The following is a 24,435-nucleotide window of genomic DNA, read 5'->3' as shown; positions in this document are numbered from 1 at the left end:
GGCAACTCGCCAGTCAGGCCACCGCAGTGGAGGCCTGACTTAAACCAAACAGCCTCCACGAAACCCGGGGCGATTCAGACCATCTCACTCTGACCCCTTTTGCCCTCACAAAACATGCCCGCAGTGGCCTTCTTCAAATTGCCAAAACCCGTCGTGCTCAGCACGTTCGAGCAATTTGTAAACAGAGCAAATGTCGGATTTTGGGCTTACATCGACGGAGTATATCTTTGAATATTTGTCACTTTCATAAGTGCACCCCAAATCCTGAAGAGGTGTCCAATAAAATTTCCATTTTTCAGGATCAAAGTTTTCGTTGAGCAAAATCCTATATGTTGAATGACCACCAACTGCAATCAATCCGGTAACCACTAAATCTACACCAACTTTTTCTGCCGAAACGATATCTTTGTAACTATATCCATAGGCGTATATGGGCGAGTTCTCCAAAATATAATTTTTTCCAGACTCAGAAGCCCATAAGAGCTCAGAATTCACCCCCCAGAATGATGAATCGTCGATGTTTATCCTTACCTTAATCATATTATCCACCAAAGGTATCGCGAATCCACTTCAAGACAGGGTGATTACTTTTTGAAGGATTGCAAGTTGCGCAAGAATTTCCAGTGTTCCCCGAAGAGTTATCGCCACGAGGCCCTCCAGCCTTGTCCCCTGCTCGTGGTTGTATATGGTCACCTTGTGACGAATTTGGCTGACCCGGTTCATTAGTCGTCTCTCTTCCACAATAAATACATCTGTCGCCGGAGGCCTCTCTCTCGGCATCCCTTACCGATCGTGCAATCCGCTTGCCCTGTCCCGGCCCATTGGAAGATCCTTGACGAATACGACCAGTGGCATCAGTAAATGTCTTGCCATCCGAGTTTACTCTTGCAGTTGTCCTTGCGACTGCTGATTCACTCTCCACCCCCTCCACCGCAGCTGTACTTTCAGCGCCCACCGTTTCAGCGGTAGCGCCGGCAACTTCACCCACCGTCGCTGCGGCTTCAGACACTTCAGCCGCAGCAACTAAAGCCTCGACTCCTTCATAAACCAAGATCGCTTCACCAATACATAGATCCTCAACACATTTACCGCTCGGATCAGTATGATTGATTGGGTTGTTGTCCACATACGCATATCGATTGAAGCTGTAGATGTCACCCGGTCTCGCGCCCACCGGATCGACGCTGAGCATATGCCCCGTCCCCGCATCGTAATACCTCGCCTGCATATAAACGAACGCCGTCTCCGGATCATTCACATGCCCGGTAAACCCCGGCTGGCTCTGGTTCGGCCCGCTGGAGAGGCCTCCGTATGGCAGGTAGCTGAAGCTCGCCGTGACATTGCCGCTGGCATCGGCTTCGCGCACCGGGCTGCCCAGCCGGTCGGCCAGCAGGTAGGTGACGGTGCTGCCCTTGTGCCGCGCGATCAGCTTGCCGTTGAGGTAGATGTAGTTGGTGCCCTGACCGGTGGCCGCGTCGTAGCCGAACATCAACTGACCGGCCTGGTTGTAGAAGCTGTAGATGGCTGCCGCGGCGCCGCCCACGGCTGGCGTCTTCATGATCCGCCGCCCCGCCGCGTCGTAGGCGTAACTGGCCACGCCCGGCACCGCCAGCAGCTGGTTCTTCGCGTCGAAGCTGTACTGGGTGGTGACGCCGTTGTAGGTCATCGCGGTGCGATTGCCGCGGGTGTCGTTCTGGTAGGTGGTGAACGGAGTGGTGCCGAACGTCACGCTAGTCAGGCGGTTGTTGGCGTCCACGTGCATGTTGATCGGAAAGCCGATGTTGACGTTCTGGCGCAGGTTGTTGAGGGCGTCGTAGGCGTAGGACTGCGTACCCCACGCATTCGGCGCGATCGCCGAGATCAGGCGGTTCAGCCCGTCGTAGACGAGGGTCTGGTTGTTCTGGCCGTTGACCAGATCCGTGACGCTGGTGAGGTTGGCGTCCTTGTCGTAGAGGTAAGCCTCATTCAGGCGCTGCGTACCGCCGAGGGCATAACTGAGGCCCGACGGCAGCAAGCGCGTGTTTTTCTGGATCAGGGCGCTGATACCGTTGCCCAACAGATGGCCCTGTTCGCTGCCGTCGGGAAAGTAGTGCACGCCGCTGGCGTAACTACCTGCCTGGGTAGCCCGGCCCAGTGCATCGGGCGCGTAGGCGACGCCTTCGGCGGGACTGCCCGGATAGCCGATGGCCGATAGATGGTTATAGGCATCGTGGGAGTAGCCGATGCCCCAGGCGTTCTGGCCATTCACCCACAGGGCCTCGCCGGTGATGTTTCCACGGGTGTCGTAGTTGGCCCACCACAGACTGATGCCCGAACTGGCGCTGGCGACGTGGCCTCGGGTGTCGTACGTGTACGTCGTGCCCTGCGTTCCCGTCGGCGGCGTGATCGTCAGCACCCGGTTCATCGCATCGTAGGTACGAGCGGTTTTTGCACCCGCGGCCACCTGATCCTGGCTGCACGCGCTGCCAGTGATGTCCAGGCCCGTGGCGCTCCAGTCCAGGTTGTTGGCCGCGTCGTAATGCATCACGGTGCTGCCGCTTTCCGGCTCGGTGCTGCGGCACAAGCGGTGGTAGATGTCGTAGTAGAGATATTTGGTGAGGCTGTCCTGCTCGGTGCCGTACAGGCCGGACTGGGTGATCGACAGCGGGTTGCCGTAAAGGTCGCGAGCGATGGTCTGGGTGATGCCCTGCGGCGCCAGTACCTTGATGACGGCGTCGCCACCGGGCTGGTCGAACACCTGGTAGCTGGTGGTGGTGACATTGCCCTTGGGGTCGGTGACCTGGCGGCGCGCACCGGACAGGTAGGCGGTCAGGCTGGTCAACGGGCCGAGTTCGGAATCCTGGATGCTCTGCGTGGGGCGGCCCAGGGCGTCGTAGCTGTGGTGCGTACCGCTGGTGATTGCCGACAGTGCCGGGGTGCCGGCCACCGGGTACGAACTGAAGATCGTCTGCCCTTTGGCGTCATAGCCGTTGGCCGTGCTGGTATCCGAGCCGCCCGTGCCGATGATCGAGGTGTCGCTGAGCAACGGGCGCAGCATCGCGTCGAAGTAGGTGACGGTGGAAGCATTGCCGGTGGTGACGGTGCGCCGCCAATGGTTGGCGGCGATACCGCGTTCGGCGCTGGTCACGAAGGTGTAGGCGAAGTGCGTGGGGTACCACGCCACCTCGTCGCCGGCCGGATAGGTGACCTGGGTGACGCGTCCCACCGGATCGTAGGTGTAGCTGGTGGTGTGGGCAGCCTGGTCGGTGATGCTGGTGATCTGGCCGAAGTCGTCGACGGCCAGGCTTTCGCTGGTGCCGTCCGGATAGCCGATGGACTGCGGGATGCTGCGCTTGTAGTTGCCTAAAGTGGTGGTGTGGTTATTGCCGTCGGTGAAGCTGCTCAGCTGGCCAGCGGTATTGAAGGTGTAGCTCATCAACGCCTGCCCGAAACGGGCGCGCGTCAGCAGCGTATCGTTGCCGGGATCGTAGGTATTGGCCGATTCGACTTCGCCTGTCGCAACGTTGGTCACCGTCAACGGCAGGCCCAGCACCCACAGGTTGGCGTCGTTGCGATAGGCGGTGGCCTCCCCCATCGGAAGCTGGCCTGTGATCGAATTGAAGCGCTTGGCCTTGGTGACCTGTGCATAGGCGTTGAATGTCTCGGCCTGCCAGGTGTAGGTGTCACCGTCCTGGGTGATCACGCGCTGTTTGAGTGGCGACAGCTGTTCGGTCTGCGCCGCATTCAGATACATCTGCTGGGTCGAGCCGTACACGCTGGGCCAGGCTCCCGCATTGGGAGCGGCATAGCTATTGGCCTCATTGCGCAAGAGCGTCGAACCGATCGCTCCCGCGTAGTAGTCGGTCCGCAGCAACAGGCTTTCCGAAGCGTCGAAGCGATTGCTGAAGGTATGCCGGGTGGCGTGACCTTCCGGATCGGTGACGTCAGTCCACACGGTCGAGGCGCAACCGCTGGTGCAATCCTCGATGGCGCTTTCGTTGGCGGGGGAGTAGGCAAAGTTCCAGGTCTGATTGGTCAGCCCGGCGCCCGACAGCACCTTCTGGGTCACCGCACGGACCGAGTAGGCATCCGGACTCAAGGTCTTCCAGTGATTCGGATTGGCCTTGCTGCACGTCCCCGGTACGTCAGAGCGTCCGCGCACCAGATTGGTCAGGGTAAAGGTGCCCTGCAATCCGGAGGGATGACGGACGACGAAATCGCGACTGTCGCCCACCCGCTTCACGATCGTCTGGCATCCGCTCACGTAATCGAACAGTTCGCTGGCGTAGGTGGTCATCACCGGGAAATCGAACCCCCAGGACGTGCCATCCGGCAACTGCACTTGGCTCAGCACCGGCGTGTCATTGGGAACAACGTACGAATACGTCCAGGTACGCGGCGTACCGCTGGTGGGTTGCAGCGTCGCCGACGTCAATCGGGAACCCGTGATGGAGCCGCCCGTCGTCCATGTCTGGTAGGCCAGCGTCAGCACACGACCATCACTGGCCTCGATGCGGGTGGGGTTGCCCAGCGCGTCGTAGGTGTAGGTGAGGCTGTTGCCGAAGCGGTCCTCGATGTGTGAGGCCAGCATCATCGCGACCCGGCGCTGCAGCGCCGCGCCCGCTTTCTGGATGATGGAGGGCGCCTGCTTGTAGGCGAGCCAGTCGAACCAGTAGCGGGTGCCGTCCGGCGCCACCGCAAGAAAGGCTTCGCCCGGCTGGCCGTTGGAGGTTTGCGCCAGGCAACTGATCATCCACTGCTGCTTGGTGACGATCGGAAACGTCTTGCCGCTCATCGTGGGCGACAAGGTGTTGGCGGCATCGCGCTTGAGCAGGTCCTGGCTGGTGCCGTCGGCGGTGATCATCTGGTAGCCGTGCCACCAATCACCCGGCTCGTATTCCGTTGGCGTGGAACTGGGGGTTTGCTGCACCGTGATGTCGGGTGCCGCGTGGAAATTGGTGCAGCGCTGCGTGTTGTCGAGGAAGAACCATTGCCCGCTTGACGTGAGATCGCGCGCCGACAAGGTCTCGATCCGCGGCACGTTGAGCGTCCAGTCGGTGAGCGCACTGGTTTCGATGCCGACGAAATACTGTGTCGCCGGCAGATCGGCGGGTGAATAGGTGCGCGTCAGCAGCAAGTCAGGCCCATTGCCCGGTGCATCGACATCGGTTTGCGTGAACGACACGCTGCCGTTGTAGAGGTTGATGTTCTCGCCGAACGGCTTGTCGCCCAGCGGCTGGATGTCCTGCGACACCCGGATCTTCTGCTTGAACTCGTCCTCCGGCGTCACTGCCGTTTGGGCGTGGGCCACGCTGGCCAACAAAAGCAGCACGACTGCCCACAGGCAGATCCCTTGCCGGAAGATACGCATCGAGTTTTCCCCTGTGCCCGGCTTGATGCTCGGGCTCGTGGAAAGACTCCGCCTCGTCGCGGCGCCGTGTCAACGAGCAAGTTCTTGCGACAAGCGCAGTTCAGTCCGCAGCATGCGGCATGCTTCAGAGCCGGAATGCACGCAGGGACTCGGCCTTCCGAGTGGTCAAGACATGCGCGGTCTCAGCCTGCAACCTGCACCTTGCCCAGCGCCTTCAACCGCTTCTTCTCCGCCCGGCGCGCCTTGCGCGCTGCCTTGCGGATCTTGCGGTCGTGGTTCCACAGGTAGATCGCCGGGGTGCTCAGCAAGGTCAGCAGCTGTGACACCAGCAGGCCGCCGACGATGGCGATGCCCAGTGGCTGGCGCATTTCCGAGCCGATGCCGAAGCCGATCGCCAGCGGCAGCGCGGCGCCCATCGCGACCAGGGTGGTCATGGTGATCGGGCGGAAGCGCACCAGTGCCGCTTCGCGGATCGCCTCGGGCGCGGACAGGCCGCGTTCGCGTTCGGCGACGAGGGCGAAGTCGACCATCAGGATCGCGTTTTTCTTGACGATGCCTATGAGCATCAGGATCGCGATGATCGCCATCATCGAGATCTGCGTCTGGGTCACCAGCATCGCGAGGAACGCACCGGCGCCCGCGGCGGGCAAGGTGGACAGGATGGTCAGCGGGTGGCCGAGGCTTTCGTAGAGAATGCCCAGCACGATGTACATCGCTAGGATCGAGCCGAACAGCAGCACCATGCCGTTGGATTGGAACTTCTGCAGGCGCTCGTTGGCGCCGGTGTACTCGACCTTCATGCCGTTCGGCAGGCCCACCGCGAAGGCGGCCTGCTCGACCAGTTTCACGCCGCGGTCCTGCGGCACGTCCTTGGCCAGGTTGTAGGTGATGGTGGACGCTTCCAGCTGGTTGTGATGGCGCACCCGCAGCGGGGCGATGTTCGGCGCGATGGTGGCCAGCGCGGACAGCGGGATCATCAGGCCCTGCTCGTTGCGCACGCGGATGTTCAGCAGCGACTCCGGGCTCACCGTCTGCGCCGCGGCGGCGCTGAGCACCACCGCGTACTGGTTGATGTCGGAATAGATCTGCGAGACCTGGCGCTGGCCGAACGAGTTGTACAGCGCCGAGTCGATCGTGCCCACGCCCACGTGCAGGCGCGCCGCCGCCTCGCGGTCGATCTTCAGCAGCTGCTGCTTGCCGACCTGGTCGAAGTTGCTGCCGACGTCGCGGAATTCCTTGATGGTGCGCATCTGCCGCACCATCTTCAGCACCCATGGCTGCAGGTCTTCGCCGTTGTTGCTGACCAGCTGGAATTCGTACTGGCCGCCGCCGTCGCCGCTGCCACCGCCGCCCAGGAACTGCGCCGCGCTGACCGAGACTTTCACGCCGGCCAGCTGGTCGTACTGCTTCGACAGCCGCTCGACCACCTGCTTGATGCCTTCCTCGCGCTGGCCGGGGCCGTGGCCGCGGGGCTTCAGGTCGACGAACATCTGCGCGCTGTTGCCCACCGCGCCGCCGGCGTTGTTGCCGCCCAGCATGGTCAGCTGGTCGAGCACGGCCGGGTCGGCCTGCATGATCTTCGCCACCGCCAGCGTGCGCTCGGTCATCTGCGCCGGCGAGATGTTGGCATCGGCGTTGACGTCGACCTGCAGCTGGCCGGTGTCCTCGTCGGGCATGAAGGTGCCGCCGGCGGTCTTGGCCACCGCGAAACCCAGCGCGAAGGTGAGGAACAGCAGCAGCAGCGGCTGCCAGCGCATGATGCGGCGATGGTGCATCGCCCAGTCCAGCGCGCTTTCATAGGCCCGCGACAAGCGGCGATCGAAGCTCTCCACCGCCCGTTCGATCCGGCCCGGCAGCTTGCGGGTCGCCGGTTCGTGTTCCAGCATCCACGCGCACAGGGCCGGCGTCAGGGTCAGCGAGACCAGCGCCGAGATCACCACCGCCGCGGTCAGCGTCACCGAGAACTCGCGCAGCAGCATCACCAGCATGTTGTTGCCGAACAGCAGCGGCGCGAACACCGCCACCAGCGACAGGGTGATCGAGATCACCGTGAAGCCGATCTCGCGCACGCCGGTCAGCGCCGCCGCCATCGGCGGCTCGCCCCGTTCCATGTGGCGCACGATGTTCTCGATCACCACGATCGCGTCGTCCACCACGAAGCCGATGCACAGCACCAGCGCCACCAGCGACAAGGTGTTCAGCGTGTAGCCCAGCGTCCACATCACCACGAAGGCGCCGGCCAGCGACAGCGGCACGCTGAGCGTAGCGATCAGGGTCGGCCGCAGCCGGCGCAGGAACAGCAGCATCACCAGCACCACCATCACGATCGAGATCAGCAGCGCCACCTGCACCTCGTGCAGCGCCGACTTGGTGGTCTGGGTGAGGTCGAACACCGGCGACATCTCGATGTTCGAGGGCAGCGACGCGCGCAGCTGCGGCAGGCGGGCGCGGATCGCCTCCACCGTGGCCACCGCGTTCGCTTCCGGCCGCTTGCTGATCTGCAGGCCCACGGTGTGCCGGTCGTTGAACCAGGCGGCCTGGTATTCGTCCTGCTGGCCGCTGTACACCTTCGCCACGTCGGACAGCCGCACCGGCGTGCCGTTCTTCACCGAGATCAGCAGGTGGGCGAACTCGGCCGGAGACTGCAGGCCGTCGGTGGCGCTGACCGTCATCCGGGTGCGGCCGTCGCTGAGCATGCCCTGCGGCGAGGTGACGTTGGCTGCGCGCAGCGCGTTGGCCACGTCGTTGGCGGTGAGGTTCTTGGCCGCCAGCGCGGCGGTGTCCAGCTCGATCCGCACCGCATGCGGGGTGCCGCCGAACACCTGCACCTGGGCCACGCCATCGATCTGCGCCACCGCGGGTTTCAGCAAGGTGTCGGCCAGGTCGAACAGCTGGTCCTGCGGCATCCCGCTGGAGGTCAGCGTGATGAACAGAATCGGGATCTGCGAGGTGTCGAACTTGAAATACTGCGGCGGCGAAGGCATCCCGCTGGGCAGGTCGACCGAGGCGGCGTTGATCGCCGCCTGCACGTCGCGGGCGGCGCTGTCGGCGGTGCGGTCCATGGTGAAGCGCACCATCACCGAGGCCGAGCCCTCACTGGCGTTGCCGTACATCTCGTCGATGCCGGGAATCCGCCCCAGGTGCCGCTCCAGCGGCGCCAGCACGGTGTTGGCCATGGTCTGGGCGCTGGCGCCGGGCTGGTTGGCCACCACGTAGACGCCGGGGAAGTCCAGCGACGGCAGCGCGGCCACGCCGAGCAGCAGGTAGGCCCACAGGCCGGCCAGCATCAGGCCGATGGCCAGCAGCGAGGTGCCGACCGGGCGGCGGATCAGTGGCGCAAAGACATTCATCGCGCCGGCATCCGCAGGCGGCGACGACACAAGGTGGACAGGTGCAAGGGGAGAGTTCCGTTCATGCGGGCTTTATGCCCGCCCGGGGGGCGCGGCGAATGTGCCTGAAGTCCACACCCTGCCGGAAGGCAGGGGTAGCGGGGATCATCGTGGCAGGGCCGGCATCTGCTGCTGCAGCGCCCGCTGGCGCCGGATTTCGGCGCGCAGCTTCTGCCGCGCCGCCTTGCGCTCGCGCCGGTCGTGCTGCCACAGGTAGATTGCCGGCGTGCTCAGCAGGGTCAGCAGCTGCGACACCAGCAGGCCGCCGAGGATGGCGATGCCCAGCGGCTGGCGCAGCTCCGAGCCGTAGCCGAAGCCGATCGCCAGCGGCAGCGCCGCGCCCATCGCCACCAGGGTGGTCATGGTGATCGGGCGGAAGCGCACCAGCGCCGCCTCGCGGATCGCCGCAGGCGGCGACAGCCCGCGCTCGCGTTCGGCGACCAGGGCGAAATCGACCATCAGGATCGCGTTCTTCTTGACGATGCCGATCAGCATCAGCACCGCGATGATCGACATCAGGGTCAGCTGGGTGTGGGTGACCAGCATGGCCAGGAAGGCGCCCATGCCCGCCGCCGGCAGGGTGGACAGGATGGTCAGCGGATGGATCAGGCTTTCATACAGCACACCCAGCACCACGTACATCACCAGGATCACCGCCAGCAGCATCAGCAGCGCGTTGTTCAGGGCGTCCAGCAGGTTCTGGTTGTCGCCGGTGTACTTCTTCTGCACGCCGGGCGGCAGCTGGGCGGCGAAGATCGCCTGGTCGACCAGTTTCAGGCCGTCGGCCTGGCTGATGCCCTTGCCCAGGTTGTAGCTGATCGAGGCGGACTCCAGCTGGTCGAAGTGGCTGACCGTGACCGGCGCCAGGTGCGGCTCGATCTTCGCCAGCGCGGACAGCGGAATCATTTTTCCCTGGCTGTTGCGCACGTAGACGCCCAGCAGGGCCTGCGGGCTCAGCTCGCCGGCCTGGTCGGCGGTGAGCACGACCCGGTACTGGTTGATGTCCGAATAGATGATGGACACCTGGTTCTGGCCGAACGCGTTGTACAGCGCCGAGTCGATCTGGCCCATGCCCACCTGCAGCCGCGCGGCGGCATCGCGGTCGACCTGCACCATCTGCTGCTTGCCGATGCCATCGAAGCTGCTGCTGACATCCTTGAACTGCGTCATCCCGCGCATCACCCGCGCCAGTCGCAGGGTGGGCTCCTGCAGCGGCGTGCCGTCGGTGCTGTTGAGCTGGAACGAATACTGACCGACGCCGCCATCCCCACCGCCGCCGCCACCGCCGCCGAAGAACTGCACGGCGGACAGCGACACGTCGAGGTCGCTGACGTTCTTGAAGTGGACGGCCAGACGGTCGACCACCTGCTGCCCGCTGACGTTGCGCTCGCCCACCGGCTTGAGGTCGACGAACAGGACCGAGTGGTTGCCGACCGCGCCGCCGCTGTTGCCGCCGCCCAGGATGGTCGAGACGTCCAGCACGGCCGGATCGGCCTGGATGATCGCCGCCATCGCCCGCGTGCGGCTGGCCAGCTCGGCGGGCGAGATGTTCGCCGCCGCGCTGATCCGCGCCCGCAACAGGCCGGTGTCTTCCTTCGGCATCAGCCCGCCGCCGGCGGTGATGCCGACGGCGATCGCCAGCACCACGGTCAGCACCAGCAGGATCGGCGGCTGCCAGCGCATCACCCGGCGGTGGTGCATGGCCCAGTCCAGCGCGCGCTCGTAGACGCCGAGCATCCAGCGGTCGAAACGTTCGGCCCATCGTTCCAGCCGGCCCGGCGCGTGCTCTTCGGGCCGCTCCTGCAGCAGGCTGCGGCCGCACAGCGCCGGGGTCAGCGTCAGCGAGACCACCGCGGAGATCACGATGGTCGCCACCAGGGTCACCGCGAATTCGCGCATCAGCACGGTGAAGATGTTGTTGCCGAACACCATCGGTCCGAACACCGCCACCAGCGACAGGGTGATCGAAATGACGGTGAAGCCGATCTCGCGCACGCCGGTCAGCGCCGCCTGCAGCGGCGCCATGCCGCGCTCGATGTGGCGCACGATGTTCTCGATCACCACGATCGCGTCGTCGACCACGAAGCCGACGCACAGCACCAGCGCCACCAGCGAGAAGATGTTCAGGGTGAAGCCCATCATCCACATCACCACCAGCGCGCCGGCCAGCGACAGCGGCACGCTGAGCATCGCGATCAGGGTGGGCCGCAGCCGGCGCAGGAACACCAGCATCACCAGCGCCACCATCACGATGCTCATCAGCAGGGCCACCTCGACCTCGTGCAGCGCCGATTCGGTGGTCGGGGTGAGGTCGAAGATCGGGGTGATCGTCACGTCGGCCGGCAGCAGGTTGCGCAGCACGGGCAACTGCGCGCGGATCGCGGTGACGGTGGCCACCGCGTTCGCTTCCGGCCGCTTGCTGATCTGCATGGTCACCGCGCGGGTGCCGTTGAACCACGCCGCGGTGTACTGGTCCTGCTGGCCGCTGCTGATCGTGGCCACGTCGGACAGCCGCACCGGCACGCCGTTGCGGCTGGAGATGATCAGCGAGGCAAAGTCCTGCGGGGTGTGCAGCGCGTCGTTGGCGGTCACCGTCATGCGGGTGACGCCATTGCTCAGCATGCCCTGGGGCGAGGTGACGTTGGCCGCGCGCAAGGCGTTGGCGACGTCGTTGGTGGTCAGCCCCTTGACCGCCAGCGACGAGGCGTTCAGCGCGATGCGCACGGCATGGGGCGTTCCGCCGCTGACCTGCACCTGGGCCACGCCCGGTATCTGCGCCACCGCCGGCTTCAGCAAGGTGTCGGTGAGGTCGAACAGGCGGTCGGGCGGCAGGCTGGTCGAGGTCAGCGAGACCAGCAGCACCGGCACCTGGGAAGTGTCGAACTTGAAGAAGCCCGGCGGACTGGGCAAGCCGGGCGGCAGGTCGGCGGCCGCGGCGTTGATCGCCGCCTGCACGTCGCGCGCCGCGGCATCGGTGGTGCGGCCGAAGTCGAACAGCACCTGGATCTGGGCGCCGCCTTCGCTGGCGCTGGAGAACATCTGCTTGACCCCGGGGATGCGGCCCAGGTGACGCTCCAGCGGCGCCACCACGGTCGACGCCATGGTCTGCGCGCTGGCGCCGGGCATCTGGGCGAAGACCGCCACGCCGGGAAACTCGATCGACGGAAACGCGGCCACGCCCAGCAACAGGTACGCCCACAAGCCGGCCAGCATCAACCCGATGGCGAGCAACGAGGTGCCGACGGGGCGGCGGATCAACGGTGCGAAAATATTCAAATGGCCCTCCCTGATGCGCAAGCATAACGGGAGCGCGCTGCCGATCGACAACCGCGGTGGCCCAGGCGGAGCAAGGCGGTCGGCGAGAACCGATTGCTATGGCGTACCGGCGCCGGCAATGCACACCGCAAAGACGCGAACATCCTCGTTCGTTCCGCCTCCGTTCCGTCGATGGCGCCGAAGCGCCGGCTTCCCTGCCGGCTCGAACTTCGCCGGCCGACTCAGCGTGTCGCGGGGCTGTAGCGCAGGGTCAGGAAGCCGCTGCGCCCGGGCTGGTTGTAGTACCAGACCGTTTCGTACTGGCGGTCGAACACGTTGGCGATGCGCGCCTCCAGCTGCCAGCCCGGCGCGAAGTGCCAGCTCGCGCGCAGGTCGGTGGTGGAGTAGCCGCCAAGCGCATGACGGTTGGCCGCATCGTCGAAGGCGCGCCCGGCGCCGTTGACGGTGGCGCCGATGCCCCACTCGCCGATGCGGCGATCCAGATCGATCCGCGCCGTGTGTTCCGGACGCCGCTGCAGCACCCTGCCGTCGTTCACGCCGCCGTCGTCGTTGCGCGGCTGCAGCCAGCTGGCATAACCCTGCAGTTGCCAGCCACCGAGGTTCACGCCCAGCTGGCCTTCGACACCGCGGATGCGCGCCTTGCTGACGTTCATCGGGAAGTAGTTGCTGTCCAGCGCGATCAACTGGTCGATGCGGGTCTGATACGCGTTCACCGCCCAGTTCCACGAGCCCAGCTGCCGGCTCAGGCCCAGCTCGGCGCTGCGCGACTTCTCCGGCTTCAGGTCCGGGTTGCCGCTACCATAGGGGTAATACAGGTCGTTGAAGGTCGGCGCGTGGAACGCGCTGCCATAGCTGGCCGACAGCTTCAGCCCGCCATCGAAGCGATAGCCCCAGGCCGCCGCGCCGGTGTCGTGGTCGCCGTACTGGCTGTTGTGGTCGCGCCGCGCGGACAGCTGCACTTCGTTGCGGCCGAACGTGCCCTGGTACTGCACAAAACTGCCGGTGTCGTGACGGCGGGTGGCCAGGAAGCCGGTGTCGCTCTCGATCTTCTCGCCCTGCCAGTCCACGCCCAGCGTCAGCAGCTGGTTGTCGGCGAGGCTGACGTCGTTCTGCCACGAGGCCTGGTTGCGCTTCGACCAGATGTAGCCGACGAAGCTCTCGTTCTCGTAGTTGTCGTAGCGGTCGATGTTCTGGCCCGCGCTCAAGGTGGTCTTCCACGCCTGCAGCGGATTGAAACTGAAGGCGGCACCGGCGGTCTGCTGCACGGTGCGGCTGCGGTTCTGGTAGCTGCCGTCGAAGTGGATCTCGCCCAGGCTGCGCAGCCAGCTGCCGTGCAGTTCGGCGCCGTTGTCCCAGCGGTAGCCGCCATTGGCCACCAGGTTTTCGTTGCGATAGGGATCGTTGTCGGGCTCGTCGGTGTAGCAGCCGGCGAACACGGTGCCGGCGCCGACCCGGCAGGAGTTGATGCCGCGGGTGTGCTGCGCGCCCACCGCGAGGTTGTACCAGGCATGCTCGCTGCCGCCGGACAGGCCGAACTGGCCACGCAGCAGGTTCTGGCTGCCGGTGGTCACGCTGAACGAGGGCCGCAGGGCACCGTCCTGCGAGCCGCGCCGGGTGAAGATCTGGATCACGCCGCCGATCGCGTCGGCGCCGTACAGGCTGGAACGTGGGCCACGCACCAGTTCGATCCGCTCGATCTGTTCCACCGGAATCTGCTCGAACGCGGCCAGGCCGCTGCCGATGCCGCCGATCCGCACGCCGTCGACCAGCACCAGGCTGTGCGCCGAATTGGTGCCGCGCAGGAACAGCGAGGTCTGCTGGCCATAGCCGCCGGCGTTGGCGAAGCTCACCCCGGGCAGGCCGGTCAACAGGTCCGCCAGCGACAGCGGCTGCAGCCGTTCGATGTCGGCGCGGGTGATCACGCTGACCGAAGACAGCGCGTCGTCCACGGTGATCGCGGTGCGCGTGGCGGTGACCACCACAGCGCCCGGATGGGCCGCTTCGCTCTGGTCGGCGGCGTGCGCCGCCAGGGTGCAGCCAAGCAGCGCCGCTGCCAGCAAGGTCTTCTTCATGTCGGTTCGTTTCCTCAAGGCGACGCACCCGCGCGCCGCCATCAATGTCATGGGCCGGAAGCGCGCAGGAGCAAGACGGAACGACGGGCAGGCAGGAACGACCGACACGTGGTTCGGCCTCGCCCACCGCGAGCCACCAGGAATCGTTCGGGCCGGTCTCCGGGCTGGCGAGCGGCATGCCGTGATGCGCATGCCCCGAACGACGCCTTCCCGTGCCTTGCACAGTGGCATTCGCCGCTCGTGGATCTCGCTTACCGTTGCGGGGGCAGCGCCGGCCTTGCAGTGTGATCGCACACCACGCACCGGCTTCCCGTTTCACCCTTGGGGCACAAAGCCTGCAGGGCACCCTAACGGAGCGCACTTTAGCGGCAAGGGTCCCCCGAGGCAACGCAAACACTGTCACTTAACAATAGAGCGAAGAACGGGGTTTGATTGTTCCCCAGGACGGGACAATGTGCGTACTATTGCCCCATTGACGCAGAAAGGTGCGGAACTGGAAGTAGAATCTTGCTACTACCGGCCAGTTCATAAAAATTTTGTTGACGCGGGTGTTTCTGCCGATTTATGTTCGGGAAGCAAGTTGTTACAGGTCATGGAGACAAGGCGACGGCATGGACATGCCTGCCTGACGATAAATAAATCGGCGGCCGACCATGCATCCGACTTGCTGTTCGACGGGCGTATGGAATGTACGTCACTCGGCCTTTTGGCCTTAATCTGGGGAGTATTCTTCAAAATGAGTAATCACAACCAAGTTCGTTCGCTTCGCTGGCGCCACACCGCGTTGGCGGTTGCCCTGAGCATGAGCCTTGGCGGCGTCGCCATGGCGCAGTCCAACGCCACCGGCACGATCTTCGGTAGTGCCGGCACGCCCGGCTCCACCGTGCACGTCCAGAACACCGACACCGGTTTCAGCCGCGACATCGCGGTCGACCAGGCCGGCCGTTACCGCGCCTCGTCGTTGCCGATCGGCAACTACAAGGTCACCCTGATGCAGGATGGCCACGAAGTTTCGTCGCGCAACGTGACCCTGCAGGTTGGTGGTGGCGTGGACGCTTCCTTTGCCGCCGCCGCCCAGGCCCAGACGCTCGAAGGCGTGTCCGTTGTCGCCTCCGCACTGCCGGCGATCGACGTGTCCCAGGTTGACGCGCGTACGGTGCTGACCTCCGAGATGCTCTCGAAGATCCCGGTCGCCCGCAGCGTGACCGCCGCGGCCCTGCTTGCGCCGGGCACCGTCGCTTCCGACTCCCGTTACGGCAACGTGGCCTCGTTCGGCGGCGCTTCCGCGGCCGAGAACCAGTATTACGTCAACGGCTTCCCGGTGACCAACTCCCTGACCGGCCTCGGCTTCGCCGAACTGCCGTTCGACGCGATCGACCAGCAGCAGGTCATCACCGGCGGCTACGGTGCCGAGTACGGCCGTTCCACCGGCGGCGTCGTGAACCTGGTCACCAAGAGCGGCACGAACGAATGGAAGTTCGGCGCCCAGGCGGTCTGGTCGCCGCGCGCTCTGAAGGATTCCCCGCGCGATATCTACTATCCGAACAACCCGTCGACCAAGGCGAACTCGCTCTATCAGGATCGTAGCGACAACATCACCAACCAGACCACGTATGGCGCCTACATCAGCGGTCCGCTGATCAAGGACAAGCTGTTCATGTACGTGACGGGCGAGACCAACAAGGCTGATGGTTCCAAGGGTCTGGGCTCGAACGCCGGTGCGGGCAGCACCCGTACCATCCAGACCAGCAAGTCGACCCGCTGGTTGGCCAAGATCAACTGGAACATCAACGACAGCAACACCCTCGAAGCCACCGCGATGGGTGACAGCAACACCACCGACGCGACCTTCTACAAGTACGATTACGACACCGGTGTAACCGGCGCGGCCACGGGCACCGAGACCACGAAGAACCTCGGCACTGCCGGCTCGACCCCTGGTGGCAACCTGTACATCGGCAAGTACACCGGCTACCTGACCGACAACCTCACCGTGACGGCCCTGTACGGCAAGACCCACAGCGAACATGCGGATACCTCGCTGGGTGTTTCCGGTGCGGCCTGCCCGCTGGTCGTCGACGCCCGTGACGTGCCGTCCTCGCAGCTGTACAACAGCTGCTGGGGCGCTTCCCAGGTGCTCGCACCGGGCGCCAAGGACGACACCAAGGGCTGGCGTCTGGACGTCGAGTACCATCTCGGCGACCACAACCTGCGCGCCGGTGTCGATAACCAGGACATGTCCTCGTTCAGCGGTACCACCTACAGCGGCGGCATCTACCACCGCTACCTGGACTGGGATGCGGCCGTTGCCGGCGGCATGGACACCTTCCCGGGCTACAACCCGCCCGCTACCCCGCCGGCCTACGTGACGCGTGACCGTATCATCGGTTTCGTCGCCAACGTCAGCGTGAAGCAGCAGGCGCAGTACATCGAAGATCACTGGCAGGTCAACGACCGCTGGATGGCCTACCTGGGTCTGCGTAACGAACAGTTCAGCAACTACAACGGTTCGGGCCAGGTCTACGTCAGCCAGCGCCACCAGCTGGCCCCGCGTCTTGGCGTCACTTGGGACGTGTTCGGCGACTCCAGCTTCAAGGTCTACGCCAATGCCGGTCGTTACCACCTGGCGATCCCTGCCAACGTGGCGATCCGCGGTGCTTCCGCGTCGCTGTTCTCGACCCAGTACTTCACCTACACCGGCGTTGATCCCGTCACCGGCGCGCCCACCGGCGAAACCCCGGTCACCGGCGTGTACTACAACAATGGTGCGGACGGCGTGACCGCTCCGGATCCGCGTACCGTTGCTGCGAAGGGCCTGAAAGCCTATTACCAGGACGAGTACATCCTGGGCTTCGACAAGACGCTGGGTTCCGACTGGACCTTCGGTGCCAAGGCGACCTACCGCAACCTGAAGAGCATCATCGATGACATGTGCGACAGCGCTCCGTTCGAGAGCTATGCCGCGCGTAACAACATCGACATCTCGAATGCGCTGATCTCGGGTTGCTACCTGTTCAATCCGGGTGGCAGCAACACCTTCGCGGTGGACATGGGTGATGGCACGTTCCAGGACTTCAAGCTGACCGAGGCTGACTTTGCCGGTAACAGCAATGGCGTCGGCTATCCGAAGCTGGAGCGCAAGTACCTGTCGTTGAACCTGTACCTGACCCATCAGTTCAGCGACAACTGGTACGGCAAGCTGGACTACGTCTGGTCGAAGAACTACGGCGATTCCGAAGGCATGCTGAAGTCCGATATCGGCCAGACCGACCCGTCGGTCACGCAGGACTGGGACTTCCCGGAGCTGATGATCGGTTCGCGCGGCTACCTGCCCAACGATCGTCGTCACCAGATCAAGGCCTATGGCTTCTGGCAGATGAACCCCGACTGGCTGTTTGGTGCGAGCCTGCAGGTGGCTTCCGGTCGTCCGAAGAACTGCCTCGGCAATGCCCCGGGTAACCTGGATCGCCAGCAGTACGGCGCGTCGTTCTTCTACTGCGACTTCAACGTGAACGGCAACGACGCCGATTCCGTGCTGGGTTCGCGCGGCTCGAAGGGCCGTCTGCCCTGGACGTACCAGCTGAACCTGAGCGCGCAGTACACCCCGGCATGGGCTGACCACAAGCTGGCCTTCACCGCCGACGTGTTCAACGTGTTCACCCAGCAGCGTTCGGTGTCCATCGTGGAAACGCAGTCCAACGGCGAAACCGACCCGTCCTACGGTCGTACGCTGTCGTACCAGACCCCGCGCACTGTTCGCCTGGGCGTCCGTTACGACTTCTCGCTGTAATCAACAATGCCGGGGGGCAACCCCCGGCAACACTGCCCAGAGTTGAGCCGCCGGTAACCCCGGCGGCTTTTTTTTGGATCAAGGAAACCCTGGAACAAAAGGTAACGATGGCGTCGACGGGATATTTCCGTTGAGGACGGCCATCTTCATCGCTCGACCACGCCGTTTTTTTTTCGCGGAAGGACTCGCGGTTCGACTGGTGAAGATCGACACATCATCGTGAGTACCCTTCCGCCATGCGGCGGAGCGCGGCAACGGCATTGCGCCTGATCTGCTGGCCCATCTCGCAGTCGGCCGCCATGTCTGCCGGCCGACGGAACTGGCATGGCGCGACATGAGGACTTGCGCAATTCGTGCCCAGGGTCTGGTCCCGCCACCTTGCCAGACCTGGTCCGCGTTGTAGGCTCTGCGTTCACGAGATTGGCGAGGGCACATGGGCCAGAGTCCCGAACTGTTGCGGCGCTTGCTGCGGGCGAAGGACCGGATGGACGGGGCGCCCCACGAGGAGTGGCCGGTGCGCCGGCTGGCGGAGGTGAGCGCGGTGTCGGCGGCGCATTTTGCGCGCTCGTTCCGGGATGCGTTCGGCATGCCGCCGCATCGTTATCTGCTCACGCGCCGGATCGAGCGCGCCACGGCGCTGCTGCGTGATACCGACCTGCCGGTCACCGAGGTCGCGCTGCAGACCGGCTGGAACAGCATTGGCACCTTCGGGCGGATTTTCCGCGACATCACCGGCGAGAGCCCGGGGGAGTTCCGCGCGCGCCAGCGGGCGATGCCGCATGGGCGCGGGCGCGTCCCGGAGTGCATCGTGCGCGCCGCGCATCGGCCCGATCTCAAGAGCGCAGTTTCGGAGAAGCGGCGCAGTGCGGTGACCGGTAAAAAGGCACTCCAATCCACGGAGGTTCCACCATGACCCAAGGTGTCGATGTAGCTGGACTGTATGTCCGCGATCAGGATGAAGCGCTCGCGTTCTATGTCGGGAAGCTGGGCTTTGTCGTCCATGCCGATGCGCGCAACGGCGACTATCGCTGGTTGACCGTGCGGCATCCGGAGCAGCCCTCGTTCCAGCTCGGCCTGTTCCGGCCGGGGCCGCCGATCCACGACGCGGCGACCGCGCAGACGCTCTGCGAAATGGTGGCCAAGGGCGCGATGCCGCCGCTGGTGCTGGTGGTGGACGATTGCCGGGCAGCCTGCGAACGGCTGCAGGCGCTCGGCGTGGAATTCACCCAGGAGCCGATCAGCCGCTATGGCACCGTCGACGCGGGCTTTCGCGACCCCTCGGGCAATGGCTGGAAGATGATCGAGGCGAAGGCGTCTGCGCAGGGGGCGTCGTGAGCGCGAGCCAGTGGATCCGGCAGAGCCACCGCTGGCTGTCGATCGTGTTCACGCTGACCGTGATCGCGAACTTCGCATGGCGCTGGACGAGCCCGCACGAACCGCCGGCGTGGCTGACCTACTCGCCGCTGCCACCGCTGTTCCTGCAGTTGTTCAGCGGTCTGTACCTGTTCGCGCTGCCGTATGTCGCGGGACGGCGTATCAAGGCGTGAGGCCGTAGCACGCCGCCGCTTCAGCCGGCCGCCACCGGCGCGGGTCGCTCCGTCCCGATGCTGCGCAGCGCCGGGCTGCGCATGCAGGTCAGGGCGATCGCGGTGAGCAGCAGGCCGGTGCCGGCGAACAGGTCGGTGAGCGAGATCAGCTGGAGCAGGCTGCCGGCGATCGCGGCCGAGATCGGGCCCAGGCCGAGGAAGGTGAACATCAGCACGCTCATGGCGCGGCCCATCATTTCCGGCGCCACCCGGCGCTGGATCCAGCTGACGATGGCAATCTGCGCGATGCCGGCGAGCACGCCGGTGGCGGCCAGCAGCACCGCGCCGGTGACCGTCGCATGCACCAGCGCCAACGTGGCCAGGGCCAGGCCGGCGAGGCTGTCGATGGTCAGCACCATCAGGCCGAGGCGGCCGCGCACGATGCGGCTGGCCGGGCCGGACAGGAAACTGCCTAGCAGCATGCCGCCGCCGTTGGCGGTCATCAGGATGCCCAGCGAGGCGGCGCCCAGATCCATCCGCGTATCGGCCAGCACCGGCAAGCCCACCTGCAGCGGGCCGCCGACGAACACCGAGACCACCGCCGCGTAGAGCATGAACGCGCGCAGCGGCAGGTCGGCCCAGATCATCCGCACGCCGCTGGCCACGTTGGCCAGCACGCCGCCCGCGGCGGGTTTCGGATCGAAGTCGCTGTGCACGCGGATCAACAGCAGCGATGCCAGCGAAAAGGCGAAGCTGACCGCGTCGACGGCGAACGCCAGGCCCAGCCCTTCGGCATCCTGCATTGCCTGCGGCTGTGCGCCGTGCGTGCCTACGCTGATCACCACGCCGGCCAGCGCCGGGCCGACGAACATGCTGAGCTGGCGCATGCCCATCACCAGCGCGTTGGCCGGTTGCAGCTGATCCTTGCGCACCAGTTGCGGCAGGATTGCCGAGCCGGCCGGGTAGGCGAACGCGGTGGACAGGCCGATGCCCAGCGCGATCAGGTACACCAGCCACATGCGGATGTCGCCCAGCAGCACCAGCGTGGCCAGCAGCGCCACCAGCAGCGCATTCACCCCGCGCGCGGCCAGCAGCACGCGGCGCGGCGACAGCCGGTCCACCACCGCGCCGCCGATCAGCATGAACAGCGCGCGCGGCAGCGCCATCGCCGCCAGTACCAGGCCCAGCGCGGCGGGGTTGCCGGTGAGTTTCAGCACCAGCCATGGCAACGCCACGAGGGTGAACTGGTCGCCCAGCATCGAGATCGTGCTGCCGCCGAACAGCAGGCGGAAGTTGTGGTTGGCGAAAACGGAGTCGCGGTGGGCGGTGGCCATCAGTGGGTTCGCAGATCGGGTGGCTGAGCGGGATGAAAATGCCATGGGCTGCCGCCCGGCTCAGCCGGCGTCTTCGCGCTCGTCCCAGGCGATCGCAGCCAGCTGTCGCAGGTGTGCGCTCACGTCCGCCGGCCACGCGGCGATCAGCGCGCCGAAGCGCTCGCGGTCGCCGCGGTAGAAGGCGCGCGAGGCTTCCTCGTAACCCGGTTCGTCGCCGGCCATCACGCGCATGAAGCGGTCGACCGATTCGATCGCCTGGCGTGCGCGTTCCTTCGCGCCACCCTGGCGGATGGAATGCTCGACCAGTCGCCGCAGCACCGCCGAGGCGCCGCCGGGTTGCTGGCCCAGCCAGTCCCAGTGCCGCGGCAGCAGGGTGACTTCGCGCGGCACCACGCCCAGCTTCGGGCGACCCGGGCCGCGGCTGGCCGGTTCGGCGGGCGTGGCGGACGGCAGGCGGGCCAGCACGTCGTCGACGCTGCCGCGCAAGTCGATCTCGATCGGCCGGCTGTCGCGCTCGTCGAACACCAGCAGCGGCCCGGTGGCACCCGCGTCCAGGCGCTGTTTCGCGGCGCGGGCGACATCGGCCAGCGCGCCCTGGGCGATCCGTTGCGGGCCGTCGAAGGCGATGCATGAGGTGGTCGGCGACATGTTTTGTCCGGGTAAATTCGTCCGGCGGATTCTATACGGGTCAAATCCATTGTCAATACTGCCCGGGTAAAAATGTGGGGTGTGGCCAGGCATTCCCGCCCCCGCGTGCGCCTTGTATGGTTGGGGCTTTCCACCCGAAAGGACTACGGATGACCAAGCGTCTGCGCAGGGCCAGCTTGCTGGTTTCACTCGGTGTACTTGCCGCCACCGCGATTCCCCTGCCGGCAGCGGCCGCGGAACTCGCCGTGCCGCCGATCGCCTACCACCAGCGCACCTTGCCGAACGGCTTGCAGGTGCTCAGCGTGGAGGATCACGCCAGCCCCAACGTGGCGGTGCAGATGTGGTACCACGTCGGCTCGAAGGACGACCCGCAGGGGCGCTCCGGTTTCGCGCACCTGTTCGAGCACCTGATGTTCAAGAGCACGAAGCACATGCACGCCGAGCAGTTCGACCGGCTGACCGAGGACGTGGGCGGCGCCAACAACGCCTCCACCGGTGACGACGTCACCAACTATTTCGAGATCGTGCCCAGCAACCACCTGCAGACCCTGCTGTGGGCCGAGGCGGAACGGCTGTCCAACCTCAACGTGGACGAGAAGAACTTCAAGTCCGAGCGTGCCGTGGTGGAAGAGGAATACCGCCAGAGCGTGCTGGCCAATCCCTACGGCAAGCTGTTCAACGCGATCGATCCGAAGTCGTACACGGTGCACCCGTACCAGCGCCCGACCATCGGCAGCATCGAGGACCTGGAAGCGGCCTCGCTGCAGAACGTGATCGACTTCCACGGCACCTTCTATCGCCCCGACAACGCCACCCTGATCGTCGCCGGCGACTTCGACCCGAAGCAGCTCGATGCCTGGGTCGACCAGTATTTCGACGGGATCGCGAAACCGGCCACGCCGATTCCGCAGGTCACCGCGAAGGAACCCGCGCGCAAGAAGGACCAGCACTACACCATCACCAGCGAGACCGCGCCGCTGCCCGGCGTGGCGATCACCTGGCTGATTCCGCCGGCGTCCGACAGCGCCGACAGCACGGCCCTGAAGGTGGCCGCGGCGCTGCTGTCGCAGGGCGAATCCTCGCGCCTGTACCAGTCGCTGGTGTATCGCCACCAGGTTGCCCAGGAAGCGGGCGCCGATGCCGACAGCCGCGTCGGCCCGGGCCTGTTCACCGCCTACGCGATCCTCGCCAGCGGTCATCAGCCGGCCGAGGCGGCCAAGCTGCTGCATGAAGAGATCATCTGGCTGGCGACCCAGCCGATTCCCGGCGCCGAGCTGGACAAGGTGAAGACCCAGTTGCTCACGTCCGCGCTGAAACAGCGCCAGACCGCCCAGGGCCTGGCCTTCGCCCTGGGCCAGGCCAGCCTGATCGACGGCAACGTGGAGCGCGTCAACACCGACCTGGATGCCTTGCAGAAGGTCAGCGAGAAAGACGTGCACCGGGTGCTGCAGAAATACGTCACCGGCGCGCACAGCGTCACCATCGACTACCTGCCGCAGGCTGCCGCAGCCAAGCCGGCCGCCGCACAGGGAGCAGTGAAATGAGCCGTCCGATGAAGCCTCTCCGCCTGACCGTGCTGGCCGCTGCGCTGATTGCTAGCGGCAACCTGCTCGCTGCCGACTTCCCGGCCACGCCGCCGGCACCGGGTCCGGCACCCACGCTGAGCGTGCCCACGCCGTCGTCGCAGACGCTGGCCAACGGCCTGCAGGTGATCAGCGTGCGCCGCGCCGGCCTGCCGCTGGTCACCGCGCAACTGGTGGTGCGCAACGGCGGCGAGATGGACCCGCCGACCCTGGCCGGGCTGGCCGACCTCACCGCCAACCTGCTGACCAAGGGCGCCGCGGGCAAGACCGCACCGCAGATTGCCGCGGCGGCGGAGGCGCTGGGCGGCTCGCTCGGCGCCAGCGCCGGCTGGGACGAAAGCGCGGTGGGCATCACCGTGACCACGCCGAAAGTGCCGCAGGCGCTGCAGCTGCTTTCCGAGGTGGTGCGCCAGCCAGACTTCAGCGAGGCCGAGCTGAAGCGCTCTAAGACACAGGCGCTGGATGACCTGCACCTGATGCTGAGCCAGCCCACCACGCTGGCCTCGTTCGCGGCCAGCCGCGGCGTGTTCGGCGATGGCGCCTACGGGCATTCGCGCAGCGGCACGCCCAGCTCGATCCCGCGCATCACGCGGACCAGCGTGCAGCAGTTGCACGCGGCGCTTTATCGCCCGGACAACGCGATGCTGATCCTCACCGGTGACATCACGCCGGCGCAGGCTCAGCAACTGGCGCAGGCCAGCTTCGGCGACTGGGCCAGGCCGGCCACGCCGCTGCCGGCGCGACCGACCGGCCGCCACGCCGGCCGGCTTCCCGCGGTGCTGCTGATCGACCAGCACGGCGCCGGCCAGGCCGGCGTGGTCGCCGCGCATCCGGCGCCGTCGCGGGCCGATCAAGGCTATTACGTGGGCACGGTGGCCAATGCGGTGCTTGGCGGTTCGTACTCGGCACGGCTCAACGAGGAGATCCGCATCAAGCGCGGCCTGTCCTACGGCGCCAACAGCCGCCTGATGCCGCTGCACGACGCCGGCATGTGGCTGGCCTCGGCGCAGACCAAGAACCCGTCCGCGCCCCAGGTGGTCGAGCTGATGCTGGGCGAGTTCAAGCGGCTCGGCGGCACGCGGGTTTCCGCCGACGAACTGGCCGCGCGCAAGGCCACCCTGATCGGCAGCTACGGCCGCAGCCTGGAAACCACCGCCGGGCTGGCCAGCGAAGTCGGTGACCTGGCCGTCTACGGCGTGCCGCTGGACGAGATCGGCAAGTACATCGCCCAGGTGCAGGCGGTGACCCCGAAGCAGATCGAGAAGTACGCCGACAAGTACCTCACCGCCGACGCCGGCACCGTGGTGGTGGTGGGCGACGCCTCGAAATTCGCCGCGGACATCCGCAAGACGCACCCGCAGGCCGTGCTGCTGGAGTCGACCGCGCTGGATCTGGACAGCCCGACCCTGCAAGCCGGCTCCGCCGCGAAATAGCCGTCTCGACATAGCCGTCTCAACCCGGCGTTCA

At 65.7% G+C, this 24,435-nt stretch carries 13 protein-coding genes and 1 riboswitch; of the genes, 6 read left to right on the top strand and 7 right to left on the bottom strand.

What is annotated here, in order from left to right; translation table 11 throughout:
- Nucleotides 1-105 precede the first annotated feature (105 nt).
- The 5 genes from AC3A56_RS08500 to btuB all read right to left on the bottom strand — a co-directional run bounded on the left by AC3A56_RS08500 (nt 106) and on the right by btuB (nt 14,087).
- On the bottom strand, nt 106-540 hold the full coding sequence (locus tag AC3A56_RS08500; protein WP_487770037.1) for a DUF4265 domain-containing protein: 435 nt from the start codon (nt 538-540) through the stop codon (nt 106-108).
- Between the two features lies 1 nt (nt 541).
- Complete coding sequence (locus AC3A56_RS08495) at nt 542-5,350, bottom strand: RHS repeat domain-containing protein (protein WP_487770024.1); 4,809 nt, start codon at nt 5,348-5,350, stop codon at nt 542-544.
- 182 nt (nt 5,351-5,532) lie between these two features.
- A complete protein-coding gene (locus AC3A56_RS08490) occupies nt 5,533-8,700 on the bottom strand; it encodes an efflux RND transporter permease subunit (protein ID WP_487770023.1) in 3,168 nt (1,055 codons plus the stop codon).
- 144 nt (nt 8,701-8,844) lie between these two features.
- Nucleotides 8,845-12,015, bottom strand: coding sequence for an efflux RND transporter permease subunit (locus AC3A56_RS08485; protein WP_487770022.1), 3,171 nt, complete (start codon nt 12,013-12,015; stop codon nt 8,845-8,847).
- Nucleotides 12,016-12,236: 221 nt separating this feature from the next.
- Nucleotides 12,237-14,087 (bottom strand): TonB-dependent vitamin B12 receptor, encoded by a 1,851-nt coding sequence (gene btuB / locus AC3A56_RS08480; protein WP_487770021.1) that lies wholly within the window; start codon nt 14,085-14,087, stop codon nt 12,237-12,239.
- 133 nt (nt 14,088-14,220) lie between these two features.
- Nucleotides 14,221-14,452, bottom strand: a riboswitch (cobalamin riboswitch).
- 437 nt (nt 14,453-14,889) lie between these two features.
- Here btuB and AC3A56_RS08475 point away from each other — a divergent pair.
- From AC3A56_RS08475 to AC3A56_RS08460, 4 genes are all read left to right on the top strand, one after another.
- Nucleotides 14,890-17,877: a TonB-dependent receptor gene (locus AC3A56_RS08475; RefSeq protein ID WP_487770020.1), complete on the top strand. Its 2,988-nt coding sequence runs from the start codon at nt 14,890-14,892 to the stop codon at nt 17,875-17,877.
- A 433-nt stretch (nt 17,878-18,310) separates the two neighbouring features.
- Entirely contained in the window at nt 18,311-18,790 is a 480-nt protein-coding gene (locus tag AC3A56_RS08470; protein ID WP_487770019.1) for a helix-turn-helix domain-containing protein, read from the top strand.
- Nucleotides 18,787-19,212, top strand: a complete 426-nt coding sequence (locus tag AC3A56_RS08465) for a VOC family protein (RefSeq protein WP_056763103.1) — start codon at nt 18,787-18,789, stop codon at nt 19,210-19,212. Before AC3A56_RS08470 ends, AC3A56_RS08465 begins: the two co-directional genes overlap by 4 nt.
- Entirely contained in the window at nt 19,209-19,424 is a 216-nt protein-coding gene (locus AC3A56_RS08460; protein ID WP_487770018.1) for a hypothetical protein, read from the top strand. Before AC3A56_RS08465 ends, AC3A56_RS08460 begins: the two co-directional genes overlap by 4 nt.
- Before the next feature lie 20 nt (nt 19,425-19,444).
- On the opposite strand, the gene AC3A56_RS08455 is transcribed toward AC3A56_RS08460, so the two are convergent.
- Nucleotides 19,445-20,737, bottom strand: a complete 1,293-nt coding sequence (locus tag AC3A56_RS08455) for an MFS transporter (RefSeq protein ID WP_487770017.1) — start codon at nt 20,735-20,737, stop codon at nt 19,445-19,447.
- A gap of 60 nt (nt 20,738-20,797) precedes the next feature.
- Nucleotides 20,798-21,385: a DUF2239 family protein gene (locus tag AC3A56_RS08450; RefSeq protein ID WP_056717676.1), complete on the bottom strand. Its 588-nt coding sequence runs from the start codon at nt 21,383-21,385 to the stop codon at nt 20,798-20,800.
- 149 nt (nt 21,386-21,534) lie between these two features.
- On the opposite strand from AC3A56_RS08450, the gene AC3A56_RS08445 reads away from it, so the two are divergent.
- Nucleotides 21,535-22,929, top strand: a complete 1,395-nt coding sequence (locus AC3A56_RS08445) for a M16 family metallopeptidase (protein ID WP_487770016.1) — start codon at nt 21,535-21,537, stop codon at nt 22,927-22,929.
- Between the two features lie 8 nt (nt 22,930-22,937).
- On the top strand, nt 22,938-24,401 hold the full coding sequence (locus AC3A56_RS08440; RefSeq protein WP_487770015.1) for a M16 family metallopeptidase: 1,464 nt from the start codon (nt 22,938-22,940) through the stop codon (nt 24,399-24,401).
- Nucleotides 24,402-24,435 lie beyond the last annotated feature (34 nt).

The sequence above is a fragment of the Rhodanobacter sp. Soil_C_14 genome (assembly GCF_057657335.1).
Note: the sequence above shows the minus strand (reverse complement) of the source record. Positions and strands in the feature narration are given on the sequence as shown.

What these genes read in the sequence shown, in the direction of transcription:
- AC3A56_RS08465 (WP_056763103.1), top strand. Translation starts at nt 18,787, where the DNA reads ATGACCCAAGGTGTCGATGTAGCTGGACTGTATGTCCGCGATCAGGAT.
- AC3A56_RS08475 (WP_487770020.1), top strand. Translation starts at nt 14,890, where the DNA reads ATGAGCCTTGGCGGCGTCGCCATGGCGCAGTCCAACGCCACCGGCACG.
- AC3A56_RS08490 (WP_487770023.1), bottom strand. Translation starts at nt 8,700, where the DNA reads ATGAATGTCTTTGCGCCACTGATCCGCCGCCCGGTCGGCACCTCGCTG.
- AC3A56_RS08500 (WP_487770037.1), bottom strand. Translation starts at nt 540, where the DNA reads ATGATTAAGGTAAGGATAAACATCGACGATTCATCATTCTGGGGGGTG.
- AC3A56_RS08445 (WP_487770016.1), top strand. Translation starts at nt 21,535, where the DNA reads ATGACCAAGCGTCTGCGCAGGGCCAGCTTGCTGGTTTCACTCGGTGTA.
- AC3A56_RS08455 (WP_487770017.1), bottom strand. Translation starts at nt 20,737, where the DNA reads ATGGCCACCGCCCACCGCGACTCCGTTTTCGCCAACCACAACTTCCGC.
- AC3A56_RS08470 (WP_487770019.1), top strand. Translation starts at nt 18,311, where the DNA reads ATGGGCCAGAGTCCCGAACTGTTGCGGCGCTTGCTGCGGGCGAAGGAC.
- AC3A56_RS08440 (WP_487770015.1), top strand. Translation starts at nt 22,938, where the DNA reads ATGAAGCCTCTCCGCCTGACCGTGCTGGCCGCTGCGCTGATTGCTAGC.
- AC3A56_RS08450 (WP_056717676.1), bottom strand. Translation starts at nt 21,385, where the DNA reads ATGTCGCCGACCACCTCATGCATCGCCTTCGACGGCCCGCAACGGATC.
- btuB (WP_487770021.1), bottom strand. Translation starts at nt 14,087, where the DNA reads ATGAAGAAGACCTTGCTGGCAGCGGCGCTGCTTGGCTGCACCCTGGCG.
- AC3A56_RS08495 (WP_487770024.1), bottom strand. Translation starts at nt 5,350, where the DNA reads ATGCGTATCTTCCGGCAAGGGATCTGCCTGTGGGCAGTCGTGCTGCTT.